23 protein-coding genes are annotated in these 24,802 nt (G+C 67.6%); 20 read left to right on the forward strand and 3 right to left on the reverse strand.

Features of this window, described 5'->3' with window-relative positions:
• Positions 1–31 precede the first annotated feature (31 nt).
• The 7 genes from DAT37_RS22500 (at position 32) to DAT37_RS22530 (ending at position 9,412) form a co-directional block, all read left to right on the forward strand.
• Positions 32–1,543, forward strand: a complete 1,512-nt coding sequence (locus DAT37_RS22500) for a flavin-containing monooxygenase (protein ID WP_109526808.1) — start codon at positions 32–34, stop codon at positions 1,541–1,543.
• A 167-nt stretch (positions 1,544–1,710) separates the two neighbouring features.
• Entirely contained in the window at positions 1,711–2,100 is a 390-nt protein-coding gene (yajC, locus tag DAT37_RS22505; protein WP_109526809.1) for a preprotein translocase subunit YajC, read from the forward strand.
• Between the two features lie 172 nt (positions 2,101–2,272).
• Positions 2,273–4,063, forward strand: a complete 1,791-nt coding sequence (gene secD / locus DAT37_RS22510; RefSeq protein WP_109526810.1) for a protein translocase subunit SecD — start codon at positions 2,273–2,275, stop codon at positions 4,061–4,063.
• Positions 4,060–5,262 carry a protein translocase subunit SecF gene (gene secF / locus DAT37_RS22515; RefSeq protein ID WP_109526811.1) on the forward strand — a complete coding sequence of 401 codons (1,203 nt, stop codon included), beginning with the start codon at positions 4,060–4,062 and terminating at the stop codon, positions 5,260–5,262. Before secD ends, secF begins: the two co-directional genes overlap by 4 nt.
• A gap of 28 nt (positions 5,263–5,290) precedes the next feature.
• Positions 5,291–6,997, forward strand: coding sequence for an ABC transporter substrate-binding protein (locus DAT37_RS22520; protein WP_109526812.1), 1,707 nt, complete (start codon positions 5,291–5,293; stop codon positions 6,995–6,997).
• 37 nt (positions 6,998–7,034) lie between these two features.
• The gene (locus tag DAT37_RS22525) at positions 7,035–7,607 is read left to right on the forward strand and encodes an adenine phosphoribosyltransferase (RefSeq protein ID WP_109526813.1); all 573 of its coding nucleotides are present in this window, start codon (positions 7,035–7,037) and stop codon (positions 7,605–7,607) included.
• A gap of 233 nt (positions 7,608–7,840) precedes the next feature.
• Positions 7,841–9,412, forward strand: coding sequence for an ABC-F family ATP-binding cassette domain-containing protein (locus DAT37_RS22530; protein WP_109526814.1), 1,572 nt, complete (start codon positions 7,841–7,843; stop codon positions 9,410–9,412).
• A gap of 9 nt (positions 9,413–9,421) precedes the next feature.
• Here the strand turns inward: DAT37_RS22530 and DAT37_RS22535 are convergent, their stop codons facing one another.
• Together DAT37_RS22535 and DAT37_RS22540 are read right to left on the reverse strand one after the other, a co-directional pair.
• Positions 9,422–10,165: a hypothetical protein gene (locus tag DAT37_RS22535; RefSeq protein WP_109526815.1), complete on the reverse strand. Its 744-nt coding sequence runs from the start codon at positions 10,163–10,165 to the stop codon at positions 9,422–9,424.
• A gap of 112 nt (positions 10,166–10,277) precedes the next feature.
• Entirely contained in the window at positions 10,278–10,631 is a 354-nt protein-coding gene (locus tag DAT37_RS22540) for an MmcQ/YjbR family DNA-binding protein (RefSeq protein WP_109526816.1), read from the reverse strand.
• 115 nt (positions 10,632–10,746) lie between these two features.
• Between DAT37_RS22540 and DAT37_RS22545 the strand changes: the two genes are divergently transcribed.
• From DAT37_RS22545 to DAT37_RS22560, 3 genes are all read left to right on the forward strand, one after another.
• On the forward strand, positions 10,747–11,784 hold the full coding sequence (locus DAT37_RS22545; RefSeq protein WP_232839928.1) for a hypothetical protein: 1,038 nt from the start codon (positions 10,747–10,749) through the stop codon (positions 11,782–11,784).
• Positions 11,781–13,043 carry an adenylosuccinate synthetase gene (locus DAT37_RS22550; RefSeq protein ID WP_332873344.1) on the forward strand — a complete coding sequence of 421 codons (1,263 nt, stop codon included), beginning with the start codon at positions 11,781–11,783 and terminating at the stop codon, positions 13,041–13,043. The genes DAT37_RS22545 and DAT37_RS22550 overlap by 4 nt, the downstream gene beginning before the upstream one ends.
• A gap of 444 nt (positions 13,044–13,487) precedes the next feature.
• Positions 13,488–14,114, forward strand: a complete 627-nt coding sequence (locus DAT37_RS22560) for an NUDIX hydrolase (RefSeq protein WP_109526819.1) — start codon at positions 13,488–13,490, stop codon at positions 14,112–14,114.
• A gap of 9 nt (positions 14,115–14,123) precedes the next feature.
• Here the strand turns inward: DAT37_RS22560 and DAT37_RS22565 are convergent, their stop codons facing one another.
• The gene (locus tag DAT37_RS22565; RefSeq protein WP_109526820.1) at positions 14,124–14,450 is read right to left on the reverse strand and encodes a YnfA family protein; all 327 of its coding nucleotides are present in this window, start codon (positions 14,448–14,450) and stop codon (positions 14,124–14,126) included.
• A 212-nt stretch (positions 14,451–14,662) separates the two neighbouring features.
• Between DAT37_RS22565 and DAT37_RS22570 the strand changes: the two genes are divergently transcribed.
• From DAT37_RS22570 to DAT37_RS22615, 10 genes are all read left to right on the forward strand, one after another.
• Positions 14,663–15,610 (forward strand): alkaline phosphatase family protein, encoded by a 948-nt coding sequence (locus DAT37_RS22570; protein WP_109527330.1) that lies wholly within the window; start codon positions 14,663–14,665, stop codon positions 15,608–15,610.
• A 117-nt stretch (positions 15,611–15,727) separates the two neighbouring features.
• Complete coding sequence (locus DAT37_RS22575; RefSeq protein ID WP_109526821.1) at positions 15,728–18,133, forward strand: RelA/SpoT family protein; 2,406 nt, start codon at positions 15,728–15,730, stop codon at positions 18,131–18,133.
• A gap of 316 nt (positions 18,134–18,449) precedes the next feature.
• A complete protein-coding gene (locus DAT37_RS22580) occupies positions 18,450–20,051 on the forward strand; it encodes a cutinase family protein (protein ID WP_109526822.1) in 1,602 nt (533 codons plus the stop codon).
• A gap of 56 nt (positions 20,052–20,107) precedes the next feature.
• Positions 20,108–21,061 carry a hypothetical protein gene (locus DAT37_RS22585; RefSeq protein WP_109526823.1) on the forward strand — a complete coding sequence of 318 codons (954 nt, stop codon included), beginning with the start codon at positions 20,108–20,110 and terminating at the stop codon, positions 21,059–21,061.
• A gap of 16 nt (positions 21,062–21,077) precedes the next feature.
• Entirely contained in the window at positions 21,078–21,959 is an 882-nt protein-coding gene (locus DAT37_RS22590; RefSeq protein WP_109526824.1) for a MinD/ParA family ATP-binding protein, read from the forward strand.
• A 137-nt stretch (positions 21,960–22,096) separates the two neighbouring features.
• Entirely contained in the window at positions 22,097–22,597 is a 501-nt protein-coding gene (locus tag DAT37_RS22595) for a hypothetical protein (protein WP_232839978.1), read from the forward strand.
• 58 nt (positions 22,598–22,655) lie between these two features.
• On the forward strand, positions 22,656–22,952 hold the full coding sequence (locus DAT37_RS22600) for a hypothetical protein (RefSeq protein ID WP_109526826.1): 297 nt from the start codon (positions 22,656–22,658) through the stop codon (positions 22,950–22,952).
• Entirely contained in the window at positions 22,952–23,236 is a 285-nt protein-coding gene (locus DAT37_RS22605; RefSeq protein WP_109526827.1) for a hypothetical protein, read from the forward strand. The genes DAT37_RS22600 and DAT37_RS22605 overlap by 1 nt, the downstream gene beginning before the upstream one ends.
• A gap of 28 nt (positions 23,237–23,264) precedes the next feature.
• The gene (locus DAT37_RS22610) at positions 23,265–23,894 is read left to right on the forward strand and encodes a hypothetical protein (protein ID WP_232839929.1); all 630 of its coding nucleotides are present in this window, start codon (positions 23,265–23,267) and stop codon (positions 23,892–23,894) included.
• Positions 23,891–24,703, forward strand: coding sequence for a hypothetical protein (locus DAT37_RS22615; RefSeq protein ID WP_109526828.1), 813 nt, complete (start codon positions 23,891–23,893; stop codon positions 24,701–24,703). The genes DAT37_RS22610 and DAT37_RS22615 overlap by 4 nt, the downstream gene beginning before the upstream one ends.
• Positions 24,704–24,802: the final 99 nt, after the last annotated feature.

Raw genomic sequence — 24,802 nt, forward strand, 5'->3', positions numbered from 1 at the left:
CCTGACAGTTGATTCACCTTGGAGGTTCGACGTGGCACCTCGGTACGACGCGGTCGTGGTCGGTGCGGGGTTCGGCGGCATGGGCGCGGGCATCCAGCTCGACCGGCTCGGCCTGAGCGATTACGTGATCCTGGAACGCGAGAACGATCTCGGCGGTACCTGGCACGTCAATCACTACCCGGGTCTGGCCGTCGACATCGCCTCGGTCACCTATTCGTATTCCTTCGAGCCCAACCCGTACTGGTCGCGCCTGTTCGCGCCGGGCGCGGAACTCAAGAAATACGCCGCGCACGTCGCGGACAAATACGGCCTGCGCAGGCGGATGCGCTTCGGCGTCGTCGTCGACGGCGCCCGCTGGGACGTCGATCAGGAGCACTGGGTGGTCACGCTGGCAGGCGGGGAGACCGTCACGGGCCGGTATCTGCTCACCGCTACCGGGTTCCTGTCCCAGCCCTACACCCCGCCGTTCCCCGGTATCGAGTCGTTCGCGGGCAAGATCATCCACACCACGGCGTGGGAGGACGATTTCGATCTCACCGGGCGCAAGGCGGCCGTCATCGGCACCGGTGCGACGGCGGTCCAGTTGGTTCCCGAGGCCGCGGCGAAGGTCGCCGAGCTGACGGTCTTCCAGCGCACGCCGATCTGGGTGGTCCCCAAGGTCGATGTGCCCATCCCGGCCGCGGTGCAGAAGTTGTTCGCCAGGGTGCCCGCCGCGCAGAAGGCGGCGCGGATGGTGAACACCTCCCTGCTCGAGGCGGTGATGGTGCTGGGGGTGCTGCATTTCGACCGGGCCAGACCGCTGAACCGGGCTGCGGGCCTGCTGGCGAAGGCGCATCTGCGGGTGCAGGTGCGCGACAAGGAGATTCGCAGGAAACTCACGCCGCACTACGACTTCGGCTGCAAGCGGCCGACGTTCTCGAATTCCTACTTCGCCGTGTTCAACCGGCGGGATGTGCGGCTCGAGACCGAGTCCATCGACCACATCGAGGCGGACGGGATCGTCACCGCCGACGGGCGCAAGACCGAGATCGACACCCTGATCCTTGCCACCGGCTTCGACCTGTGGGACGTGAACTTCCCCGCCATCGAGATCATCGGCCGTGACGGACGCGACCTGGGAAAGTGGTGGCGCGACAACCGCTTCCAGGCCTACGAGGGCATCACCGTGCCCGAGTTCCCGAACTTCCTCAGCCTGAACAGTCCGTATTCCTACAGCGGCCTGTCCTACTTCACCACCATCGAGGCCCAGATGAAGCATATGGGCCGGTTGTTCGGCGAGATGCGCCGTCGCGGCGCGAAGACCTTCGAGGTCTCCGAGGCGGCCAACGCCAGATTCCTCGCCGAGGTCACCGAACGCCTCGGATCCTCGGTCTTCTACGCGGGCGATTGCTCCACCGCCCGCAGTTACTACTTCAACCCGCACGGCGAGGCGGCGCTGCTGCGCCCCAACAGCACCGTCAGCACCCATCGTCGCGCGGTCGGGTTCCCGATCGCGGATTACACCTTCGGATCAGGCGCCGAGACGCCCGCGCGCTCCGCCTGAGATCGTCCGACGCCCCGGCGGAATCGGCGCGCCGGGGCGCCCGCCGAGCCGCGTGCACTCGACCAGCGGGATGTCGAGGGTGTGCGGGTGTGGCGTCGGTGACACGAACTGGCAGACTGTGTGGGTACCTGACCATCCCCACCGATCACTAGGGACTGACTTCGACGATGGAACTCCTGTTTCCGCTGCTGCTGGTAGCCCTGCTCGTGCCGATGTTCCTCGGCGTCCGCCGTCAGAAGCGGGAGGCCGAGAAGGTCTCATCGATGCAGGAAAGCCTCAAGATCGGCGATTCGGTCACCACGACGTCGGGTCTGTACGGAACCGTCGTCGACCTGGATGACGAGACCATCGATCTGGAGATCGCCGAAGACGTCGTCACCACCTGGCTGCGCGCGGCCGTCCGCGATGTGCGCACCGCGGAGACGACCGACGAGACCGGCGACGCGGCGGACGCCGAGAAGTCCGGTACAGACGAGTCCGCTACCGACGACGGCGACGAGACCTCGGCCGTCGAGGAGTCCACCACGCAGACCGAGACCCGGCTGACCAAGGACTAGATCGCCCGTCCCGGTGCGTTCGCGCCGGTACGTCGCCGTGCGGGTGCCGTGCCCGCAGGCCGCGCGGGGCGCGTCCGCCGCCGTCGCTCGATGTTCCGGCGTGTGTCCGATCGCGAGTTCGACGCGCGCCCGCTTGTTCCACCCTCGACTTCCCGCCTAGGAGATACGTACTGTGCCACCTTCTCAGGGATCGGCGCATCCGCTCCGGTTGCTCGGCGTCTACGCCGCGTTGCTGGCCGTGATCTATGCGCTGGTGTTCTTCACCGGTGACAACTCCCCGACACCCAAACTCGGTATCGACCTGCAGGGTGGAACCCGGGTGACGTTGACGGCCCGCACGCCCGACGGCAGCAAGCCGAGCCAGGACAGCCTGCGCAAGGCCCAGGACATCATCGAGAGCCGCGTCAACGGCCTCGGCGTGTCCGGTTCGGAAGTCCTGATCGACGGCGACAACCTGGTGATCACGGTGCCGGGCGACGACAGTCAGCAGGCCAGGTCGCTCGCGACCACCGCCAAGCTGTACATCCGCCCCGTCCTCGACGCCAAGCAGACGGTGAACGGGAAGATCGCGACCGGAACGGCGGGTACCGGCACGCCGCAGCTTCCGGCCACGCTGCCCACCGATCCCGCCGCGCCCCCGGCGACCGAGGCGCCCGCGCCGCCCGCGGGCGATGTGCCCGCGCCCCCGGCGGGTGATGTGCCCGCGCCGCCCGCCGCCGAGCCCCCGGCCGCCGAGGTTCCCGGCGCCGACGTCCCGGCCCCGCAGCCGCGTGTGTTCCCCGCGCAGGCGCCCACCTCGCCGCCCGCGCCTCCCGGCAACGGCAACCTGACCACCCAGGAACAGGCGCAGAAGGAGATCGCCGACGCCAAGGCGACCAGGCAGAGCACCGATCCCACCGTGCAGCAGGCCGCCATGCTCGCGATCGACTGCGCCAAGCCCGATCCGCTGGCGGGTAACGACGACCCGACGTTGCCGCTGGTCACCTGCTCGATCCCGGGTGTGGAGAATCCCGAGGTCTACCTGCTCGGTCCCAGCCGCATCGACGGCCAGGAGATCAAGGACGCGAGTGCGGGCCTGAACTCCCAGCAGGCCCGGCACGAGGTCAACCTGGAATTCAAATCCGGCGGCAGCGATGCCTGGGCGGCGCTGACCGGCGAGATGGTCAACAAGCGGGTCGCCTTCGTCCTGGACTCGCGGGTCGTCTCGGCCCCCGTCGTGCAGCAGGGCCCGCAGCAGGGTGGTCGCACCACCATCTCCGGCAGTTTCACCGCGGCCAGTTCCAAGGAACTCGCCAACACGCTGAAGTACGGCTCGCTGCCCCTGTCGTTCCAGACCTCGGAAGCGGAGACGGTCTCGGCGACACTGGGTCTGTCCTCGCTGCGCGCGGGTCTGCTCGCGGGCGCGATCGGCCTGGCGGTGGTGCTGCTGTACTGCCTGGCCTACTACCGCATGCTCGGCTTCCTCGCCGGGTTCTCGCTGATCGCGGCGGGTTTCGCGGTGTACGGCATCATCGTGCTACTCGGGCGATGGATCGGATTCACCCTGGACCTCGCCGGTATCGCGGGTCTGATCATCGGTATCGGTCTGACCGCCGACTCCTTCGTCGTGTTCTTCGAACGCATCAAGGACGAGATGCGCGAAGGCCGCAGCTTCCGTTCGGCGGTGCCGCGCGGCTGGGCGCGGGCCCAGCGCACCAACCTGTCCGGTAAGACCGTGAGCCTCATCGCCTCGGTGGTGCTATACATTCTCGCCGCGGGTCAGGTGAAGGGTTTCGCGTTCACCCTCGGTATCACCACCGTGCTCGACGTGATCGTGCTCTACCTGGTCACCGCACCGCTGATGATGCTTGCCTCGCGTTCGCCGTGGTGGTCCAAGCCCTCGGTGAACGGACTCGGCGCGATGCAACAGATAGCCAGGGAACGCGGCGCGGGCGGCGTTCCGGTGAAGGAGACTTCCCGATGAGCACCCCCACCCTGGACCGGTTCGACGACGAGCCGCAGCGCGATCGCGCGCCCGAGCACAGCATCTTCGAGCGCCTCTACACCGGCACCGGCGGTTTCGAGATCGTCGGAAGACGGCGTTTCTACTACGCGCTGAGCGCGGCGTTCGTCGTGATCTCGTTGCTGAGCATCGCGGTTCGCGGGTTCACCCTCGGCATCGATTTCGAGGGCGGCTCGCGGATTCAGTTGCCCGCCGCCGAGAACGTCACCACGCAGAAGGCCGAGGACGTCTATTCCGCGACCTTCGGCCACGACCCGGTCTCCGTGCAGAAGGTCGGTTCAGGTGCCGCCGCGACGATCCAGATCCGTTCGGACACGCTGGATCTCGCGGAGTCCGAACAGTTGCAGAACGCGCTGTTCAAGACGTTCCAGCCCAAGGATTCCTCCGGGACGGTGAGCCGCAACGCGATCAGCATCGCGGAGATCAGCGAGACCTGGGGCAGTCAGATCACCCGTCAGGCGCTGATCGCGCTGCTGGTGTTCGTCGCGCTGACGATGATCTACATCGCGATCCGATTCGAACGCGATATGTCGATCGCGGCGATCACCTCGCTGTTCTTCAACCTGATAGTCACCGCCGGCGTCTACTCGCTCGTCGGATTCGAGGTGACCCCGGCGGCGGTGATCGGCCTGCTGACGATTCTGGGCTACGTGCTCTACGACAACGTCGTGGTGTTCGACAAGGTCGAGGAGAACACCAGGGGCGTCCTGCACCTGACCAAACGCACCTACGGCGAACAGGCGAACCTGGCCGCGAATCAGACGCTGATGCGCTCGATCAACACCACGATCATCGGTATTCTGCCGATCATCGGCATGCTGGTCATCGCGGTGTGGCTGCTCGGCGTCGGCACCCTGAAGGATCTGGCGCTCGTCCAGCTGGTCGGCATGATCGTCGGCGCCTACTCGTCGATCTTCTTCGCCGTGCCGGTGCTCGTCTCGATCAAGGAACGGTTCGGTCCGGTGGCGGCGCACACCAGGAAGGTGCTCGCCCGGCGTTCGGGCGCGGCCTCCGAGCGCGCGCGCCTGGAAGCGGAGCGTCGCGCGGTCGCCGCGACCGGCGGCAGGAAGACTCCGGAGGAGATCCGTCGGCAGTCCGACGATTACTCGCCGCGCCCCGGTGCGCGTCCCAGCGGAAAACGGAACAAACGAAGGCACTGACAACCACACGGTAGGGAGTTTCGTTTCTATGCGACCTCGTCCCGGCGCAGTGTTGCGTCTGCTCGGAGTGGTTGGCGCGGGAGTCTTGGCCGTCGGTTCGGTGGTCGGCTGCTCCGGTGAGAACCAGGTGTCCTCCATCGGCTATGCCATCGATGTGCCGATCACCAGCTACAACGGCGGCAGTACCGCCGGGGTGATCGGCGGCGCGTCCGCCGTGTTCGGGCGGGTGCTGACCGGGTTCTTCTATACGGGCCCGGACGGTCAGCAGGTGGCCGACACCGACGCGGGGACCGCGAAGGAGGTGCCGGGGGAGTCGCAGACCATCCAGTACCGGCTCAACCCGGACGGCGTGTACTCCGACGGCGTGCCGACCTCGTGTGACGATCTCGTCCTGGCCTGGGCGGCTCGCAGCGGCCGCTTCGCGCAGGCGGGCGCTCCGATGTTCGACGCGGCGAACACGGCGGGGTACTCCGAGATCGAGCGGGTGGAATGCCAGCCCGGATCGAAGGACGCCACCGTGGTCTTCCGTCCGAATCAGTACTTCGTACCGTGGCGCACCCTGTTCGCCGCGGGCGAGCTGGTGCCCGCGCACGTCGCGGCGCGGGCGGCGAATGTGGCGAATGTGGTTTCCGCGTTGCAGACCGGTGATTCCGGCGCCGTCACGCGGCTGGCCGAATTCTGGAACACCGGCTGGACCCTCGGCGCCGACGCGGATCTGTCGAAGTTCCCCTCGTCGGGGCCCTACCGAATCGAATCCTTCAGTGCCGAAGACGGTGTGGTGTTGGTCGCCAACGAGCGCTGGTGGGGCAACAAGGCCGAGACCGGCCGGATCGTGGTGTTCGGTAAAGGCGCCGATCTGAAGTCCAAGGTCGATGGCAAATCGGTCGGCGTACTCGATATCGGCGCGGATTCGGTGCGGGATCTGGGCACGGGCGGATTCTCGGCGAAGACGGTCCCCGGCCGCGGCGCCGAACAGTTGCTGCTGTCCAATTCGGGCGTCTTCGGCTCGGTGGCGGCACGGCGGGCCTTCGCGCTGTGCGTACCGCGTCAGGCGTTGTTCGACGAACTCGGCAAGGTGGACCAGGCGCCCACGTCGGGACTCGGTTCCGGACCGCTCAATTCACGCACGGTGCAGCAGGATTCGCTGTTCTACGGACCGGCCACCGGCGCGGCCGACCGGTACAAGACCACCGATATCCCGGGTGCGACCAGCGGTTTCGCTTCCGCTCGTGTGCCCGCGCCGACCGTCCGCATCGGCTATCTCGGACCGGACGATCGACGGGCGCGCACCGTGGCGATGATCGCCGAGGCGTGTAAACCGGCCGGTGTCACGGTGACCGACGCCGGTTCCGCCGATTTCACGCCCTCGCGCCTCACCGAGGGATCGGTCGACGCCGTCCTCGGAAGTACCGCGGTGATGCCGGGTCCGGCCGGTTCCCTGTCGGGAATGACGGCGACCAGCGCGTTGCGCACCGATAGCGGACTCAATTTCGGGCGATTCGGGAACGGCCGCTACGATGCGATCACCGATCAGCTTGCGGCCGATGACAACTCGACCGTCCAGTTGAATCTGCTGACCGAGAGCGAGAATCTGCTGTGGTCGGAGATGCCGAGCATCCCCCTGTTCGCCACTCCGCGCACCATCGGCTTCGCGGACGGTCTGCAGAACGGTGTGGCCGGACCCTCCCAGGGGGGTTCCGGCTGGAACATGGACCGCTGGGTGTTGAAGCGGTGACAGGTGCGAATGGGTGAGTGATCATGGAGAGGTGCCGATGAGCAAGCACGCTGCGATCGAATCCGACTACTCGGTCGAAGAGCGAACCGTTCAGGCGGCTGCGCAAGTCGAACGCCTCACCAGGTGGCGTGACGATTTCCCCACTCCCGGCATTCGTTTCGCGGATCTCACCCCGGTCTTCGCCGATCCGCAGGGTTTCCGGGCCGTCATCGATTGCCTCGCGGCGTGCGCTCCCGACGCCGATCTGGTCGCGGGCGTGGACGCGCGCGGCTTCCTGCTCGGCGCGGGCGTCGCGGCCGTCCTCGGCACCGGCGTCCTCGCGGTGCGCAAGGCGGGCAAACTCCCGCCCCCGGTCCTGTCGCGGGAATACACCCTCGAATACGGCACCGCGAGCCTGGAGATTCCCGGCGACGGGGTCGAGTTGGCCGGACGACGCGTCCTGCTGCTCGATGATGTTCTCGCCACCGGCGGCACCCTCGCTGCGGCGGCCTCGCTCTTCGAACAGGCGGGAGCCGAAATCGCCTCCGCGGCCGTGGTTCTCGAACTCAGCGCGCTCGGCGGCCGGGATCGCCAAGGCGTCTATCCGCTGACGTCGATCGTCCGGGTCTAGGTCGCAACGACCGATATTCCGTCCCCGGTGAACACGGTTCGCCGGGGACGTCCCGTGTCCGGGCCGGTCATCCCGTGTGATCGGAATATCACTGGCGCGCGCCCCGGGTTTGTGTTTACCCTGGACGAGTCCTGCCCCCGCCGATCGGAGTCCGCCGTTGCTCTCATGAGGTAGCGCCTTCGGGCGGCCCGCACACCGCGCGCCGCGATACCGTCGCAACCTCTGGGGTATGCATGAGCACTCTGTCTTTTTCCGATCTCACCTTTTCCTGGCCCGACGGCACCCCTGTCTTCGAGGGGATCGGCGCGGCGCTCGGCCCGGGACATATCGGCCTGGTCGGCGGCAACGGCGCGGGTAAATCGACACTGTTGCGTCTGATCGCGGGCGAACTGCACCCGCTGCGCGGCTCGATCACCACCCCCGGCGCGGTCGGCTACCTGCGCCAAGATCTCGGACTCGCCTCCGGTCTGCGGGTCGACGATGTGCTCGGGATCGCCGATATCCGCAGGTCATTACATCGAATCGAAGCCGGATCGGGCGACGAAGGGGATTTCGAGATCGTCGGCAGCGCGTGGGATGTGGAGGAGCGTGCTGTCGCGCTGCTCGGCCGTCTCGGATTGCACTATCTCGCCGATTCCGCCGAACAGCTGGATCGCACCCTCGAGACATTGTCCGGCGGGGAGACCGTTTTGCTGGGCCTGGTCGCCGAACTACTGGCCGAACCCGACGTGTTGCTGCTCGACGAGCCGACCAACAATCTGGATCGGTTCGCCAGACTGCGGCTCTACGAGGTGGTCACGCAATTCTCCGGCACCGTGCTGACGGTCAGCCACGATCGCGCACTCCTGGATCGGATGGATACGATCGCGGAGCTGCGGCAGGGGGAACTGCGCACATTCGGCGGCAACTTCACTGTCTACGAACAGATCGTCGAGGCCGAACAGGTGGCCGCGCGCGCCGCCGTCCGTGACGCCAGGAGCGATGTACGCAAACAGGCGAGAGAACTCGTCGATACCCGCGTCAAACTGGATCGCAGGCAGCGCTACGGCAAGAAAATGGCCGACAATATGCCCAAGATCCTGGCGGGTGCGCGGAAGCGGTCCGCCGAGGTGTCAGCGGGCAAATTGCGTAACAACCACATCGAGAAACTGGATACCGCCAAGGACCAACTCCAGCAGGCCGAAGAACTGCTGCGCGAGGACAGGGAGATCCGGGTCGAACTCCCGGGAACCCGGCTGTATCCGGGGCAGGACGTCATCGAACTCGACGGGGTTCGCCTGAGTAACGGGCCGGTGGTGTCGTTGCGGGTCAGCGGGCCGGAACGGATCGCGCTGACCGGGCGCAACGGCGTCGGCAAGACCACATTGCTGCGCCGCATCGCCGAGGAACCGCCCAAGGTTCCGTGGCGGATACTCGCCCAGCGCCTCGATATCTTCGACGAGCGACTGTCGGTTTTCGAGAATGTGGCGGCGATGTCGCCGCACGCATCCGCCGAGCGGATTCGCGCCCAGCTGGCCCGCTTCCTGTTCCGCGGCACGGCCGCCGATGTCGCGGCGTCCGCGTTGTCGGGCGGCGAGCGTCTACGGGCGGCCTTGGCGATGATGCTACTGGCCGATCCCGCGCCGAGGCTGCTGTTACTGGACGAGCCGACCAACAATCTCGATCTGCCGAGCCTGGATCACCTGACCCAGGCGCTGGCGGGGTTCGAAGGCGCGCTCATCGTGGTCAGCCACGACGAGCGCTTCCTCGAGGCGATCGAGGTGACCCGGCATCTCGAACTGACCCCCGACGGTCTGGTCGAGTAGGCGCGGCGCTCAGAATTCGCGGACCGGCAGGGCGAGGGTGTCGAACGCGGCTTCGAGGAAATCGTCGGGCAGACCGCTGCCGGTCCACGTCCAGTCCGCCGGGCTGACGGCCTCGGCGACCTCCTCGACCGCCCAGCCCGCGCGGTCGGGTTCGTCCATCGGGATGCGCAGGGCGATCACCGCCCAGGTGGTCAGCTCATCGATGCCGAGGTACTGCCACCATTCGGCGTCGCTCCAGCCGAGCCGTTCGGTGGCGTGTTCGGTCCAGGCCGCCCGGTACAGCAGGGTGAGCGCGGTACGCGGATCGGCGTCGGCGGCGGTGACGGCCGCGCGGACGGTACGCACCAGGCGCAGTTCCTGGGACCGGGGGTGCCTGGCGAAGAAGGTCAGGTTGTCGCGCAGGGTCGCGCGAAAGGCGCGGCCGCGCCCCAGGTTCCAGCGTTCGGGCGGGGCCCAGAGGCGTCCGGGACCATCGCCGAGACCCGCCGCGCGGGCCCGCGTGGCGATATCGCCGAGTACCGCGTCGCGCCAGCCGAGTCCGTAGACGGTCTGCGCCGCGACGATCGCGTGGACCTGCTCATCGGTCGCGGCGCCGTCGAGCAGCTCCGCGTCGCACTCACCCCAGAGCGCGGCCAACGCCGCGGTCACGGCCTGCCTGCACTGGGTATCGAGTTCGCGTCGGGGAATGTCGGTCCATGGCAGCAACGCCAGGTAGGTCCGGTCCCACAGTTCTCGCACCGCTGAATTGTTCACTACCGCTTCCGTGATGTGGTAATCCGGCGCCAGTACATATGAAAAGCGCTGGTACAGGGGATTTTCGAGGGTATCGATGGTGTCGGGGTTCGGCGGTGTCCGACCCGGTGACTCAGTCCATCAGCGCCGACAGCTTTTTCGGGGCAACCCGGCGATAGCCGTCGCGGACGATGCCCCGGACTTCGTCCCAGTCCGGGTCGACGTCGAGCCGGACACCGATCCAGCCGCGGTGCCCGACGTAGGGCGGGACGAAGAAGCGCTGCGGTTCGGCGTCGACCAATTCGCCTTGGACGCCCTCCGGCGCGGGGCACCAGATCGTCGCGCCGGGTTCGCGGTGCGCGTCCTCGAGGTACATGGTGAACGCCGTTCTGCCGCGCACGAAGAACGTGGGGGAGCCGTGACTGGCGCGCTCACTGCTCTCCGGGAGTTCGAGGCAGATCGCCCTGATGCGGGTCAACGGGTCCACGTCGGCAGTCTAGAGCCGATATCGCCGCCACGTCGGCGTGCCGCGCGCAGGGGCGTCGTTGACCGATCTGTTTTAGTCGATTAAACTAAAACTACTTCACGAGAGGAGTCCCGCTATGGGATACGGACATTGGGACGACACCGCCTACCGGGCGGCCAAGACCTACCGCGCCGGACGGGGGATCGACGACTTCGGCTACACCGCGCAGATGCGGGACCAGCCCTACTCGAGCTGGAAGGCGCATCCGGACCTCGATCCGTTCGGCGCGGGAACCCGCGAGTGTCGGGATTCGGCCGACCACGGCAATTCGCTTCCCATCGCGGTGCTGTTCGACGTCACCGGATCGATGGGGCAGGTGCCGATCATCATGCAGGACAAACTCGGCAAACTGCACGGCCTGCTGCGGTCCAAGGGATACGCCGAGGACCCGCAACTGCTTTTCGGCGCGATCGGTGACGCCGATACCGACCGGGTGCCGTTGCAGATAGGGCAGTTCGAATCCGACAATCGGATGGACGAACAACTGCGCGATATCCTGTTGGAAGGCGGCGGGGGCGGGCAGAAATCCGAGAGCTACGAATTGGCGGCCTATTTCATGGCCACTCATATCGTCACCGACGCGTGGGAGAAGCGCCGCAAACGGGGCTACCTTTTCCTCATCGGTGACGAGCTGAACAAATCCAAGCTGGCGTCCCGGCATATTCGTGCGGTGATCGGTGACCATGTGCGTACCGATGTCTCGGTGGAATCGGTCTACCGGGAACTCGCCGAACGCTGGCATGTCTATTACATCCTGCCGAAACAGTCGAACTACTACGACGACCCGGAGATCGCCGCGCACTGGCGGACGCTGCTCGGCCAGAATTTCGTGAAATTGGACGATCCGGCGGCGGTCTGCGAACTCATCGCGCTCACCATCGGATTGGAGGAGAACCGGGTCGACCTGGACACCGGGCTGACCGATCTGCGCGATATCGGGTCGGTGCGCGAAGCGAGTGCTGTCGGCAAGGCATTGGGTGGGGAAAGGGTGGGGACAAGGGCACAGGGTGGGGAAAGAGTGGGGACAAGGGCACAGGGTGGGGAAAGAGTGGGGACAAAGGCGCAGGGTGGGGACGGGGCGGGGATGAAGGCACTGCCCGGTGGGTCGAGTTGAGCGGGGTGCGCGACGGGCACGTCATCGTCGTCGATCTCGGATTCGGCGACGCGGGTAAGGGTGCGACCGTCGACTGGCTGTGTTCGCGCGAGGGCGGCGCACCGGTGTCGGCGGTCGTGCGATTCAACGGCGGCGCGCAGGCGGCGCACAATGTGATCGCCGAGGGCAGGCACCACACCTTCGCGCAGTTCGGATCCGGCACCTTCTCCGACGTGCCGACCCTGCTGTCGCGGCACATGCTGGTCGAGCCCATCGCGTTGGCGGGCGAGGCGCGGCAGCTGGCGGCGCTCGGTGTGGTCGATCCGTTGCGACTGATGCGGATCGACGGTCGCGCCCTGCTCACCACGCCCATTCATATCGCGGCGAACCGTGCGCGCGAGGACGCGAGGGGTTCTTCGCGCCACGGTTCCTGCGGACGCGGAATCGGCGAAACTGCCCGTTATGCCATGGAATTCGACGCACCCAGGGTCGAGGACTGCCTCCGCCCCTCGGTGCTGGCCGAGAAATTGCGGCTGCTGGCCGCGCACTACGGCCCGCTCATCGCGCCCGGCGCGCACCGGTACGAGCCGATCGCGGATCTGGTCGACATGTACCGGGAATTCGCCGCGGCCGTGCGCATCGTCGGCCCCGGCGAGCTCGCCGTCCTCGCGTCCCGAGGCAGGCTGATCTTCGAGGGCGCCCAGGGCGTACTACTCGACGAATGGCGCGGTTTCCATCCGCACACGACCTGGTCGACGGTGGAACCCGCCAACGCGCGCACACTCCTGGCCGAGATCGACGCCACGGCGTTCACCCTCGGTGTCACCAGGACCTACGTCACCAGGCACGGCGCAGGTCCGTTCCCGACCGAAGATCCCGAGTTGCGCGTTCCCGAACCGCACAACACCCACGGCCCGTATCAGGGATCGTTCCGGCGCGGCCACGCCGACGCGCTGCTGTTGCGCTACGCCGTGGCCGCCTGCGGTGCTGTCGACGGATTGGCCGTCACCCATCTCGACGCCCCGGCGACGGTGCGCGCAGCGACGGCATACCGCACCGTCGACGGCGTACTCACCGACCTTCCGCCGAGCGCGGGCCGCGACCTGGACCGGCAGCGGCGACTGACCGAGCTGCTCTACGCGGCGGAACCGGTGCTCACCGAATTACCCGCCGACCGGGTCGGCTGGTTCCACGAACAGACGGGGGTGCCCGTCGTGCTGACATCCGACGGGGCGGACCGCGCCGCCCGTATCGCGACATCTGCTGTTTCCGTCCGCTGAATTCGGGCCGGAATTTCCCGGCGGTGATTGCGGTGGACAGATAGTGAATGGTTTCGCGTATTCGCTGTTCACGGAACTTTCGCGTGGCGACGGAGGTAAAATCGACACGGCGATTTCCACGAGTTGGCGGCTCGGCTGCACTCCCGCTGTCGGGCACGTGTTCGACACCCTGCGCGCAGCCGCGACAATCAATCAGCCCGAAGAAAGAATGTGCGCGGTGATATCGAGACATGTTCACAAGAACGACCTCGCGACCCGGCTGCGGAGCCCGGCCGAATCCGAACTCCGGATGCGAAACGATCTCGCGTGGATGAAAGAGGCGATGCGAATCCTGTTGGACGATCGCGGACTTCCGCATCCCGAGGACAAGAAGACCTGACCCGACCGCGTCCGGCCGGGGGAGCCGGCGTCGCACGATGCGCGGATGCGGCAGGATAGTGCGCCGTGGAGCAATCGGTGGTTTCGGTCGACGTGGTGACACTGCGCTTCTGGCCCGACGACCCCGGTGTGACGGTCGGTGTCGCCGCGCGCGAACACGAACCGTTCACCGGTGAGTTGGCGCTGCCCGGTGTGCTGCTCGGGCGCGGTGAACGGCTCGTGCTCGCGGCCCGGCGCGCGGTCAACACGAAATTGGGCGTCCCCGAGGCGGCGATCGGCGCGGTCGGGCAGTTGGTGACCTTCGACGAACCCAACCGCGACCCGCGCGGGCCGACCCTGTCCATCGCCATGTGGGCGGTGGTCGGCATCCACGAAGGTCCGGCGCGGTGGGTGTCCTTCGACGACGTCCCGCCGCTGGCCTTCGATCACAATCGGATCGTGGAGGCGGCGCGCGGACATCTGTCACGTCTGCTCTGGAAGGATCTGCCGTTCACCAAGGCGCTCGCAGGTGCGGAATTCCCGGCCACGCGCGCCGTCGACATCAGTACCGCCCTGCTGGGCGCGCGCCCCGATCCGGCCAATCTGAACCGCACACTCGCGGCCATCCCCGGCCTGGAACGCACCACCGAACGCCGTCGCACCAAGGCCACCGGCCGTCCCGCCGCCGTCTGGGCGTTCGAATCGGCCGAATGAGGCTCCGCTTCAGCGCGGGGCGTACATGATCACCCCGACGCCCGCCAGACAGATCGCCGCGCCCAGGTAGTCCCAGCGATCCGGCTGGAATTTGTCGACCACCATGCCCCAGGCCAGCGAGCCCGCCACGAAGACGCCGCCGTAGGCCGCGAGGATGCGGCCGAAGTTCGGGTCGGGCTGGAACGTCGCCACGAAACCGTATGCGCCGAGCGCGATCACGCCCGCGGCGATCCACAGCGCGCCGCGATCCTCGCGCCACCCCTGCCACACCAGCCACGCGCCGCCGATCTCGGCGACGGCGGCCAGGGCGAACAGCAGGAGCGAGCGGACGATCATGCGCCGAAGCTACCGCAGTGCCGGGCACCGGCCGGGTACCCGCCGTTCACACGCTATACGCCTGCTGTCGAACAGTATGTATAGCTCGAGGCTATCGAACGTTCAGGTGGCGTTCAGGGAGACGACCCGGCGTCGCGCGGGCGATGAAACGTCGATGAACAGCGCGCCGACGGACTATCGGGGCGGTGCCCGAGGCCGGATCGTTCGGGGGTATGAACCGGAGGCAGCTGCTTTCGACCACCGCCTTGACCGCGTGCGCGTTGCTCGGCACGGCCACCGGCGCCGCCGCGGCGCGCGGTACGACGAACAAAGTGGTGCTGATCGGTATCGACGGTGTGCGCTACGACAGGATCGAGCGGGCCGAGGCCCCGAATCTGTTGCGGCTCAGTGCGCAAGGTCTGCTGAGCCGTAGTTCCCTCGCCCCGCACATCAGCGTCTCCGGCCCGTCGTGGGCCACCGTGCTGACCGGGGTGTGGGATCGCAAACACGGCATCACCGGCAATATCTTCGACGCGACGCCCTTCGCCCGATACCCCACCGTCTTCACCCGACTCCAGCGCGCGAAACCCGCGCTGAAAACGCACTGCATCGCGACCTGGGAAATGATCGCGGTGATGGCGGGAAGCGGCGAGCCACGCGCCGATGTCGTCGTCACCACCGCCCCGGTCCCCGACGATCCGGACGAATCGAAGATCGATGCCGCCACCGCCGACGGCGTCGTCACCGCGATCACCCGATTCGGTCCCGATTTCTGCTTCACCCACCTCGACCAGGTCGATCACGCGGGGCATTACGCCGGAGGCGCCCGGTCCAGGAACTATCGCGCCGCCATCGAGCGGGTGGACCGACTCGTCGGCCGTATCGTCGCCGCCGTCGACGCCCGCGCGGCGGCCGAACCGGGCGAGTCCTGGACGATCCTGGTCACCACCGACCACGGCCACACCGCGGAAGGTGGTCACGGGGGCATGTCGGCCGAGGAGACTGCGACTTTCGTCATCGCGCGCGGACCCGATTTCCCCGCGGGGGTCACCACCGACCGTTTCTGTCTGGCGGACCTGACGCCGACGGTATTGGACCTGCTCGGGGCCCCGCCCGACCCCGCCTCCGACGGGCGATCCATGCGCACCGCACCCTCCGAGCGACCGCTCGCGGGTCGCTAGTTCCACGCTCCCGCAACCGCACGCCCACGGATGTCGGCGTGCGGGACTAAAGTTGTGGTCTGGGCGGTTGCGGCGGTCCGATAGGGTGATCCGACCGCGGCGTGGAGAGGTGGTGGCATGACGCAACATCTGGACGAGGCGAATGTCGAGCAATCGGCGGCATCGGCCCCGTCGCAGGAGGGGACCCCGGCGACGTCCGAGACCGCTTCCGCGCCCCGTCCGACGCCGAACGCCCCGGCCCGCCCACAGGGCGCGTCGGCGGCCGTCCCCACCTCGGCCTCGCGCCGGGTCCGCGCCAGACTCGCCCGCCGGATGACCGGTCAGCGCGGCATCGCCGCGGTCAAACCGGTACTCGAACCGCTGGCGACGGTGCATCGCGAGCTGTACCCGAAGGCTAATCTGACGCTGTTGCAGAACGCGTTCGACGTGGCCGACGAGCGCCACGCGCACCAGTTCCGCAAGTCCGGCGACCCGTACATCACCCACCCGCTCGCGGTGGCCAATATCCTCGCCGAACTGGGCATGGACACCACGACGCTGGTCGCGGCGCTGCTGCACGACACCGTCGAGGACACCGGATACTCCCTCGAACAGCTGACCACCGATTTCGGTCAGGAGGTGGCGCATCTGGTCGACGGCGTCACCAAACTCGACAAGGTCAACCTCGGCGCGGCCGCCGAGGCCGAGACCATCCGCAAGATGATCATCGCGATGGCGCGCGATCCCCGCGTGCTGGTGATCAAGGTCGCCGATCGCCTGCACAACATGCGCACCATGCGGTTCCTGCCGCCGGAGAAGCAGGCCAAGAAGGCCAAGGAGACGCTGGAGGTCATCGCCCCGCTGGCACACCGCCTGGGTATGGCGACCGTCAAATGGGAGCTGGAGGATCTCGCGTTCGCGATCCTGCACCCGAAGAAGTACGACGAGATCGTGCGCCTGGTCGCCGACCGCGCGCCCTCGCGCGACACCTATCTGGCCAAGGTGCGCGCCGAGATCGTGAATACTCTTGCGGCGTCACGGATCGACGCGATCGTCGAGGGCAGGCCGAAGCACTACTGGTCGATCTATCAGAAGATGATCGTCAAGGGTAAGGATTTCGATGACATCCACGACCTGGTCGGCATCCGCATCCTGTGCGACGAGGTCCGCGACTGCTACGCCGCGGTCGGTGTCGTGCATTCGCTGTGGCAGCCGATGGCGGGCCGGTTCAAGGATTACATCGCCCAGCCGCGCTACGGCGTCTACCAGTCGTTGCACACCACCGTGGTCGGCCCGGACGGTAAACCGCTCGAGGTGCAGATCCGCACCCAGGACATGCACCGCACCGCCGAATTCGGCATCGCCGCGCACTGGCGGTACAAGGAGACCAAGGGCAAGCACACCACCGACAGCACCGAGGTCGACGATATGGCGTGGATGCGCCAGCTCCTCGACTGGCAGCGTGAGGCCGCCGACCCGGCGGAATTCCTGGAATCGCTGCGCTTCGACCTGAGATCGCCGGAGATCTTCGTCTTCACCCCCAAGGGCGATGTCATCACGTTGCCGCAGAAGTCGACCCCGGTCGATTTCGCCTACGCCGTGCACACCGAGGTCGGGCACAAATGCATCGGCGCCAGGGTCAACGGGCGGCTCGTCGCGCTGGAACGTCAGCTGGAGAACGGTGAAGTGGTCGAGGTCTTCACCTCGAAGGCGCAGAACGCGGGCCCGAGCCGGGATTGGCAGAACTTCGTCGTCTCCCCGCGCGCCAAGGCCAAGATCCGGCAGTGGTTCGCCAAGGAGCGTCGCGAAGAGGCCCTGGAGAGCGGTAAGGAGCAGATCTCCAAAGAGGTCCGCCGCGTCGGTCTGCCTCTGCAACGGCTGATGAGCGTGGACGCGATGACCGCGGTCGCCCACGAACTGCACTACACCGACATCTCCACTCTCTACACCGCGGTCGGCGAGCACCAGGTCTCCGCGCACCACGTCGTGCAGCGGCTGATGGCCCAACTCGGCGGCATCGGTGACGTGGAGAACGAACTCGCCGAACGCTCGACGCCGTCGAGTACCCCGTCACGCCAGCGCACCACCGGCGACGCGGGCGTACTCATCCCCGGCGCCACCGGAACCGTGGCCAAACTGGCGAAATGCTGCACGCCGGTGCCGGGCGACGAGATCATGGGCTTCGTGACGCGGGGCGGCGCGGTCAGCGTGCACCGCACCGACTGCACCAACGCGGGCTCGCTGCAATCGCAGGCCGAACGGATCATCGAGGTGGAATGGGCGCCGTCGCCGTCCTCGGTCTTCCTGGTCGCCATCCAGATCGAGGCGCTGGACCGTACCCGGCTGCTGTCCGATGTCACCAAGGTGCTCGCGGACGAGAAGGTCAACATCCTGTCCGCGGCGGTCACCACGCACGGCGATCGGGTCGCGATCAGCAAGTTCACCTTCGAGATGGGCGATCCGAAACATCTGGGTCACCTGCTCAATGTGGTGCGCAACGTGGAGGGCGTCTACGACGTCTACCGCGTCACCTCGGCATCCTGATCGGTTTCCTCCGTCGGAACCGCATATCGGCCGCTCCGTATCCGGGGCGGCCGATTTCGCGCGATCCGTGTCGGATCCGCCGCGGGCGTCCGCTCGCGACAGGTATCGACCGGTCGTAAACTTGCCGACACTACACCGATGCCACGCCGTCGCGCGATAAGTGCGGCACGGCGATTCGCGAAAACTTTTCGCTGCTTCGCCAGTCATAGCCGGAATCTGTTACCGTCTTAGGGGTTTCATGGCGTTGAAGTTGGCTGCGGCAACACGAGATTGATTGTGGTTCGCTATGACTGGGTATACGGCAAGGACATCGGGGATGCTGCTCGCACTCGCCGTCGCCTCGGCGTTCGTACCCGCCGGTTCCGCGGCCGCCGACCCGTCGAATCCCGTTGGGCCGCTGACGGATCTGTCGATCCGCACCTGCCCCGCACTGTTCGCCCTCGGTGTCCAGGGCACCGGAGAATCCTCTCCCGACGCCGCGCCGACCACCGACACCGGCATGCTCTCGACGGTGTTCAGCCCCATGATGGCCGCGGCGGCCGAACCGGGACTCGTCGACCGCGCCTACGTCCCCTACGAATCCGCGTTCGGGGGTATCGACGCCAAACGCGCCACCCCGTATACGGAATCGGTGGCCACCGGACTCGTCCGGTTGCGGACGATGGCCGCGCAGGTCGCGAGCCGATGCGCCGACACCAGATTCGCGCTCGTCGGATATTCGCAGGGCGCTCATGTCGTCTCGATGTTCGCGCAGGAGATCGGCAAGGGGTCAGGGGTGATCCCGGCCGAGAAGGTCGCCGCGGTCGCGCTGTTCGCCGATCCGACCCGCAACCCCGGCGCCCCGCTGTTCCCCGGCGCTCCGGGCCGACAGACCCCCGAACCGGCGCCCGGTACCAGCGGTGCGCGGGTCGCCGAGGTGGCCGCGCTGCCGCTGACGCCCGCCGACGGCGGCGGCATCGGCCCGGAGCGGGACCGGGCGACCGATTTCGCCGCACTCACCGGACGGGTCGCGAGTTTCTGTGCCGCAGGCGATTTGGCGTGCGACGCGCCGAGCGGCGCGCCGGTGTTGCGTGCAGTCGCCAATGTCGCCGGACAGGCCACACTCAGCGGCGGCGACCCGATCGCCTCGCTGATGTCGATCTCGCAGGCACTCGCCTACACCTCCATCAAGACGGTCACCGAGGTCGCCACCGAGGACGTCCAGGGCACCTCGCTGACGAATCTGTCCATCGCGCCGAAGAAGTCGATCTCCCAGCGCATCGCCGACGCCTCCGATCCGCGCGCGCCGATCGATCTCGCGGGCGCGGTCCAGGCACTGCTGAGGGTCGGAATGATCGGACTGAACGCGGTGGCGAGCGTCGTGCGCACGGTGCTGAGCCCCGCCGCGATCTCGGAATTGGCCACCGCCGGTTTGTCGGATCCGGTCGCGGGACTGCTGCGCCTCGGCACCCGGCTCGCGGGCGCGATACCCCAACTGGTTCCGCCGACGACGGTGTCGCGCCTGGTCGCGCAGTCCTACGACGCCGTCGTGCAGAACATCACCGACAACAGGGAACTGCTCGATCTCACCACCTGGGTGCGGTACTGGGACACCGTGCGTACCCACGGCGCCTACGGCACCGCGGCGGTGGCGGCCAACGGTGACGCGCCCACCCGCTACGTCGCGGACTGGCTGGCCGCGCTGGCGCGCGATCTCGCCGAGCGGTTCGGGCAGGGTGCCGCCGCTCAGGGTAGCAAGCCGGGACCCGGATTCTTCGGCAACAGTTCCGGCGCGTCGACTACGCCGAATTCCTCCGGTACGGGACAATTTCCGTTCGGGACAGGAGCCGATGGCGCCTCATCCGGCGGCGCGACCTCGATTCCGCCCACCGAGCGACCCGGAACCACCAACACCGCCTACCCGTTCTCCACGAACTGATCGCCGAGAGGTCCGACGATGCGACGCTACGTGCCCTGCGCTGCGGGAATGGGGGAATGTTGAACTCGTACAAAGATCTTTCGCGCTGGTACGGCGCGCTCGAACCGGACGCGGCGACCTCCGCTCCGGTGGCCGGGGACGACGCGATCGCGGAGCCGACGAACGAGGACGAACGCGCCGCGCGCTTCCCGGACTACATCCGCGAAGAGGATCCGGAGGAGGCACGCGCCAAGGCCGAGGTCCCAACGGATCTGCCCGCGCGGCGCAGTGAGTTCATCGGTGGCTGGTCGGACTGGGTGGCCGACGACCACGCGCCGGGGCCCGACGACGACTACGACCCACGCTCCGGTGTCGCCGTGCGCTTCCCCTGGCCCGACGACGACGATGTCGACGACGAGCCGAGCGAGGAACCGCCGTCGCCGCGAAACCGCTCGGCTCCGGCGTTGCGCGTCGCGGCCAAACAGCATCCGGCCACCCGGCGCGCGCGGGTGATTCTGGTCCTGATCGTCGCCGTGCTGATGCTGATCGCGGCGGGCGTCGGCGCGCTGTGGCTGGTGCAGATGTCGGGGCAGCGCGGCGCCGCGGGTACCGCGCCCGCGTCGATGCAGTTCACCGCGGGCAGCGCGCGTTCCGGTGGTCCGGCCGACTGCCCCACCGAACACGGTGTGAGCGTGCTGCGCAGCGCGGAGGCGGGCAGCACCGATTCCGGGCCGGATGTGGTGCTCGCCTTCCAATACGCCTACTACGTCGCGCGTTCGGGCGAACAGGTGCGCGCCGTCGTCGCGCCCGAGGCGTCGATCTCGTCCCCGGAGGTGATCCAGCGCGGGATCGACACCGTTCCCGAGGGCACCACGCATTGCGTGCGGGTCGTCACGGTCACCGAGAACAGGTATTCGGTGGAGGTCACCGAATACCGGCCCGGTGGTGTGCCCGCCACGTACAACAAGCAGATGGTCACCACCGCGGTGATCGGCGGTCGCACCCTCATCACGGGTATCGCGGCCGGATGAAGGAGAGCTGAGCACGATGGGAGAGGACTGGAGCCGCTGGCTCGACGAGGCGCCCGAGGAGGGCGGACCGTCGGGTCGACAGGCACGTTCCAAGGCTCCGGTAGTACGGCTACGGCGCGGCAAACGTGATGACGACGGCATCGACGGTGAACCCGCGCAGCGCCCGATCCTGGTGGTGGGCGGTTGCGGCGGCGCGGGAACCACGACCACGGCGCTCGGCATCGCCGGTGAACTCGCTTCGGCGGGTACCCCGACCGTCGCGGTGGACGCGACCGCGGCGGGCAGCGATCTGGCACTGCGCGGCGCGGACGAACACCTGCATCCGATCAGCCTGCAGTCGTGGCTGTACGGGCGCGGCGACGACCAGCCTGCCCCGCTGAAGGAGTGCCTGTCGCTGGCGACGTCGGGGATCGGACTGCTGTGGCGCGACGCCGCGCCGCTGCGCCGCAGAGCGACCTACCTCACCGTGGCGCGTGCGGTCGACGAGGCCGGTTTCACCGGGGTGTACGACGGTGGGAACCCGATTGCCGGACGTCAGCTGCGTCCGCTGCTCGACGACGCCGATGTGGCTCTCGTCCTTGCCATTCCGGCGCGCAGCGACGCGGCCAACCGGCTGCGGGTGACCTTGGAATGGCTCGACGACCAGTTCGGCGATTCGAGTGAGGGGCCGGGAACCGGCATCGTCGGAGACACCACCATCGTTGTCTCGCATCAGCATCCGGGGTTCGACTCGCGTGTTGCCGATCATTTGCGAGAACATCTCTCCGGGTGGGTGCGCGAGATCAGGGAGATTCCCTACGATCCGCATCTGGCCCGCGGCGAACTGGTCGAGCACGCCGCACTCGCCGAGGAGACGCGCCGGGCATACGCACGCCTACTGGCCGGGGTGGCATCATGACCGCAGCTATGAAACTTCGTCGCAAACACGACCCTCAACCGGCGGGGGTGGTAGCGCCTCCCGAGTCGAGACGCGCACCGGTATGGGAGCGTCCGGTACCCGGTGTCGGTCGGGCGCCACTGGTTTGGTTGCTCGGTGTGCACGGCGGTGCGGGAGCTACTACGCTCGCGCATGTGCTTGCGCCCGCGGCGGATTCGAGCCGCCGCTGGCCCGGCGTCTTCGAGCGTGAATCCCCCTTTGTCGTGCTGGTGGCCAGGGAGACGATCGCCGGGCTGACGCGTGCCCACGATTTGCTGCGGCAGCATCATTTCGGTTTCGGCGGGCCGTCGGAGGTCATCGGACTGGTCACCGTCGCGGCCAGGCCCGGCCGGATCCCGCCGGAGATCCGGCGGTATCGCGAGGTGGTCGGATCACTGGCCGGGCCGATGTGGCAGGTGCCGTGGTACGAGGAATGGACGCTGGTCGAGCCCGAGCAACTGCCGACATGGTCGCCCGGCGATCCGATGCCGGAGAAGAAGCGCAAGATCGACCCGCTCGAGGAGGTCCCGCTCGAGGTTCGCGAGCTCGGCACCGATATTGTTGCCGTCGTCCGTGAAAAGCTCGATGCCAGTTCGTCTTTCGATGAGGAGGAGCCGTGATGGCGTGCACCGTGTCGATGTACAGGGCGTTGATTCACACTTCCCGGGAAGGTAGCCGATGAGCATGTTGCTGTTCGCCGCGCAGGACACCTACGGCGCCGTCCTCGCGCAGGTCGGGAATCCGACGCCGGAGGCGCCTCCGGGCTCGGAGAAGATCCTGCAGCTCGTGCGATACCTGACCTGGTTCGTCCTGCTGTCCGGAATCTGCGGCATCGTCTACGCGGGCGGCAAATTCGCGTGGGAGCGGTGGACCGGCGGCGGTCTCGAATCGCCGAAGATGGTCGCCGGAGCCATGATCGGCGGTGTCGTCGCGACGAGCGCGGGCACCATCATGAACGCCGTCATCGGTACCTGATGTCGACCATGTCCGACGTGCGACTCTCGGCGAGCGAGCTGCTCGCCTACAAGCAGATGCCCTCCGATGTACTCGAACCGCTGATGCAGTTGCTGAATTGGCTGCTGTGGTTCGTGCTGTTGGTCTGCCTGGCGTGGATGATCCTGTCCGCCGGCCGGTTGTGGATGGCCTTCCGCAGCGATATGGCGATCAACGACGCCACCCATGGTGTCGTGATGAGTTTGATCGGCGCTTCGGTGGCGAGTACCGCCTCCGGAATCGCGTTGGCGTTCCTGCCGACGTGAGCCGGCATCTGACGGGGACGGATCCGACATGAATTCCACGGTGATGCGCTCGCGCGCGGTGGGCGTCTTCGGCGTCGCGCTGTTCGCGGTCGCGGGCTGCGGCGGCTGCGAGGCCGACGGCGACGGCGTCGCGGCGCCGAATCCGGCCGCGGCGCCGACCGATGTGCGGTGGCAGGACTTCCAGGGCGTCGCGTTGCCGCACACCGCACAGGGGCCGCGGTCGATCACCGACGGTGCCGCCGTCGACTTCGACCACAGCCCGCCCGGGGCCGCGGTGGCCGCCATCACCCACACGGTCCGGCTGTCGGTGGCCACCGACAGCCAATGGGCGAAGGTGGTGGCCGGGGAGGTCGTGCCAGGCGCCGCCCGCGACGAGTGGTCGGTGAACCGGCTACAGCTGTCGATCACCGGATCCGCGGCGCCGGAGTACGCGCCGAGGCTGCTCGGCTACAAGATCACCGAATACACCGATCAGGTGACCGCGGTGGATATCTACACCGAATATTCCGACGGTTCGAAGGCGGTGAACCACACCACCGTCGAATGGTTCCGGCAGGACTGGAAGTTACGTCTGCCCGACCCGGACTCGACCGCGAGGCCGGTCGAGTCCATCGACGAATTACCCGACGACATCGTGACATTGGAGGCACCGCAGTGAGTCAGAAGGAGCCCTACGCCCGCTCGGGCGTCTCCTTCGGTGCCATCGCGTCCGCGGCCCTGCTGGCACTGATCCTGGTGGTCGGCGTCGTCATGTGGATCGGAAGCGACGATGCGGACGGCGGCGACGGCGGCGGTGTCGCCGCCACCACCGGCGGTGAGGGTTTCGCCGAACCGGAGGTCGATATCTTCGGCAGGCGCATCGATGTGCCCAACAACCCTGCCGGACAACCGCTTTCGCAGGATCCGGCGCGCCAGCGCAAACCCACCGACTCGGACTGGCTGACCGCCGCGCCCGAGGGCACCAACGCCCCGCGCGGCTGGCAGAAGGTCTACGGCGCGTCGGTGCCGTTCTCCACCTCCGACGGCCCGACCCGGCTGGAAGACGGCCTGGCCGTTGGCTATTCGCACACCCCGCAGGGCGCGGCGCTGGCGGCGGCGCAGATCACCTACCGGATCAACGCCCGCCCCGCCGATCGCGAACTGTACCTGCGCCAGGTCCGGGTCTCCGCGGCGCAGATCGCGGCCTACGACAAGGCGCTCGACGAGGACCGTCTCCCGAAACAGCAGCCGGAGCGCATCACTCGCTATTTCGTCGCTCCCGACGCCTTCAAGGTGGAGAACTACGCCGACGATCTCGCCATCGTCCGATTCGCCTCGCGCGGACAGGTGATCGACGGTAAACAACTGTGGGCCGCACTGCGTTTGGTGATGGTCTGGGACGCGGGGGACTGGCGACTGAAGCCGTCCGCGTCCAGCGGAGCCCCGACCGAGTTGATCGAGTCGATCGAAGGGTGGACCGCATGGTGAGCCGGTGTCAGCAGGCCGCGACCGTCGAGTTCGCGAGAAAGGCCCGAGTAACAGTCGACGGCCGACCGGTACGGGTGGGCATGTGCCCGACGGTCGTGC

This window comes from Nocardia aurea, assembly GCF_003123685.1.
In the GTDB taxonomy this organism is placed as follows: domain Bacteria; phylum Actinomycetota; class Actinomycetes; order Mycobacteriales; family Mycobacteriaceae; genus Nocardia; species Nocardia aurea.

What these genes read in the sequence shown, in the direction of transcription:
- yajC (WP_109526809.1), top strand. Translation starts at nt 1,711, where the DNA reads ATGGAACTCCTGTTTCCGCTGCTGCTGGTAGCCCTGCTCGTGCCGATG.
- secF (WP_109526811.1), top strand. Translation starts at nt 4,060, where the DNA reads ATGAGCACCCCCACCCTGGACCGGTTCGACGACGAGCCGCAGCGCGAT.
- DAT37_RS22520 (WP_109526812.1), top strand. Translation starts at nt 5,291, where the DNA reads ATGCGACCTCGTCCCGGCGCAGTGTTGCGTCTGCTCGGAGTGGTTGGC.
- DAT37_RS22525 (WP_109526813.1), top strand. Translation starts at nt 7,035, where the DNA reads ATGAGCAAGCACGCTGCGATCGAATCCGACTACTCGGTCGAAGAGCGA.
- DAT37_RS22530 (WP_109526814.1), top strand. Translation starts at nt 7,841, where the DNA reads ATGAGCACTCTGTCTTTTTCCGATCTCACCTTTTCCTGGCCCGACGGC.
- DAT37_RS22545 (WP_232839928.1), top strand. Translation starts at nt 10,747, where the DNA reads ATGGGATACGGACATTGGGACGACACCGCCTACCGGGCGGCCAAGACC.
- DAT37_RS22565 (WP_109526820.1), bottom strand. Translation starts at nt 14,450, where the DNA reads ATGATCGTCCGCTCGCTCCTGCTGTTCGCCCTGGCCGCCGTCGCCGAG.
- DAT37_RS22570 (WP_109527330.1), top strand. Translation starts at nt 14,663, where the DNA reads ATGAACCGGAGGCAGCTGCTTTCGACCACCGCCTTGACCGCGTGCGCG.
- DAT37_RS22575 (WP_109526821.1), top strand. Translation starts at nt 15,728, where the DNA reads ATGACGCAACATCTGGACGAGGCGAATGTCGAGCAATCGGCGGCATCG.
- DAT37_RS22580 (WP_109526822.1), top strand. Translation starts at nt 18,450, where the DNA reads ATGCTGCTCGCACTCGCCGTCGCCTCGGCGTTCGTACCCGCCGGTTCC.
- DAT37_RS22585 (WP_109526823.1), top strand. Translation starts at nt 20,108, where the DNA reads ATGTTGAACTCGTACAAAGATCTTTCGCGCTGGTACGGCGCGCTCGAA.
- DAT37_RS22590 (WP_109526824.1), top strand. Translation starts at nt 21,078, where the DNA reads ATGGGAGAGGACTGGAGCCGCTGGCTCGACGAGGCGCCCGAGGAGGGC.
- DAT37_RS22600 (WP_109526826.1), top strand. Translation starts at nt 22,656, where the DNA reads ATGAGCATGTTGCTGTTCGCCGCGCAGGACACCTACGGCGCCGTCCTC.
- DAT37_RS22605 (WP_109526827.1), top strand. Translation starts at nt 22,952, where the DNA reads ATGTCGACCATGTCCGACGTGCGACTCTCGGCGAGCGAGCTGCTCGCC.
- DAT37_RS22610 (WP_232839929.1), top strand. Translation starts at nt 23,265, where the DNA reads ATGAATTCCACGGTGATGCGCTCGCGCGCGGTGGGCGTCTTCGGCGTC.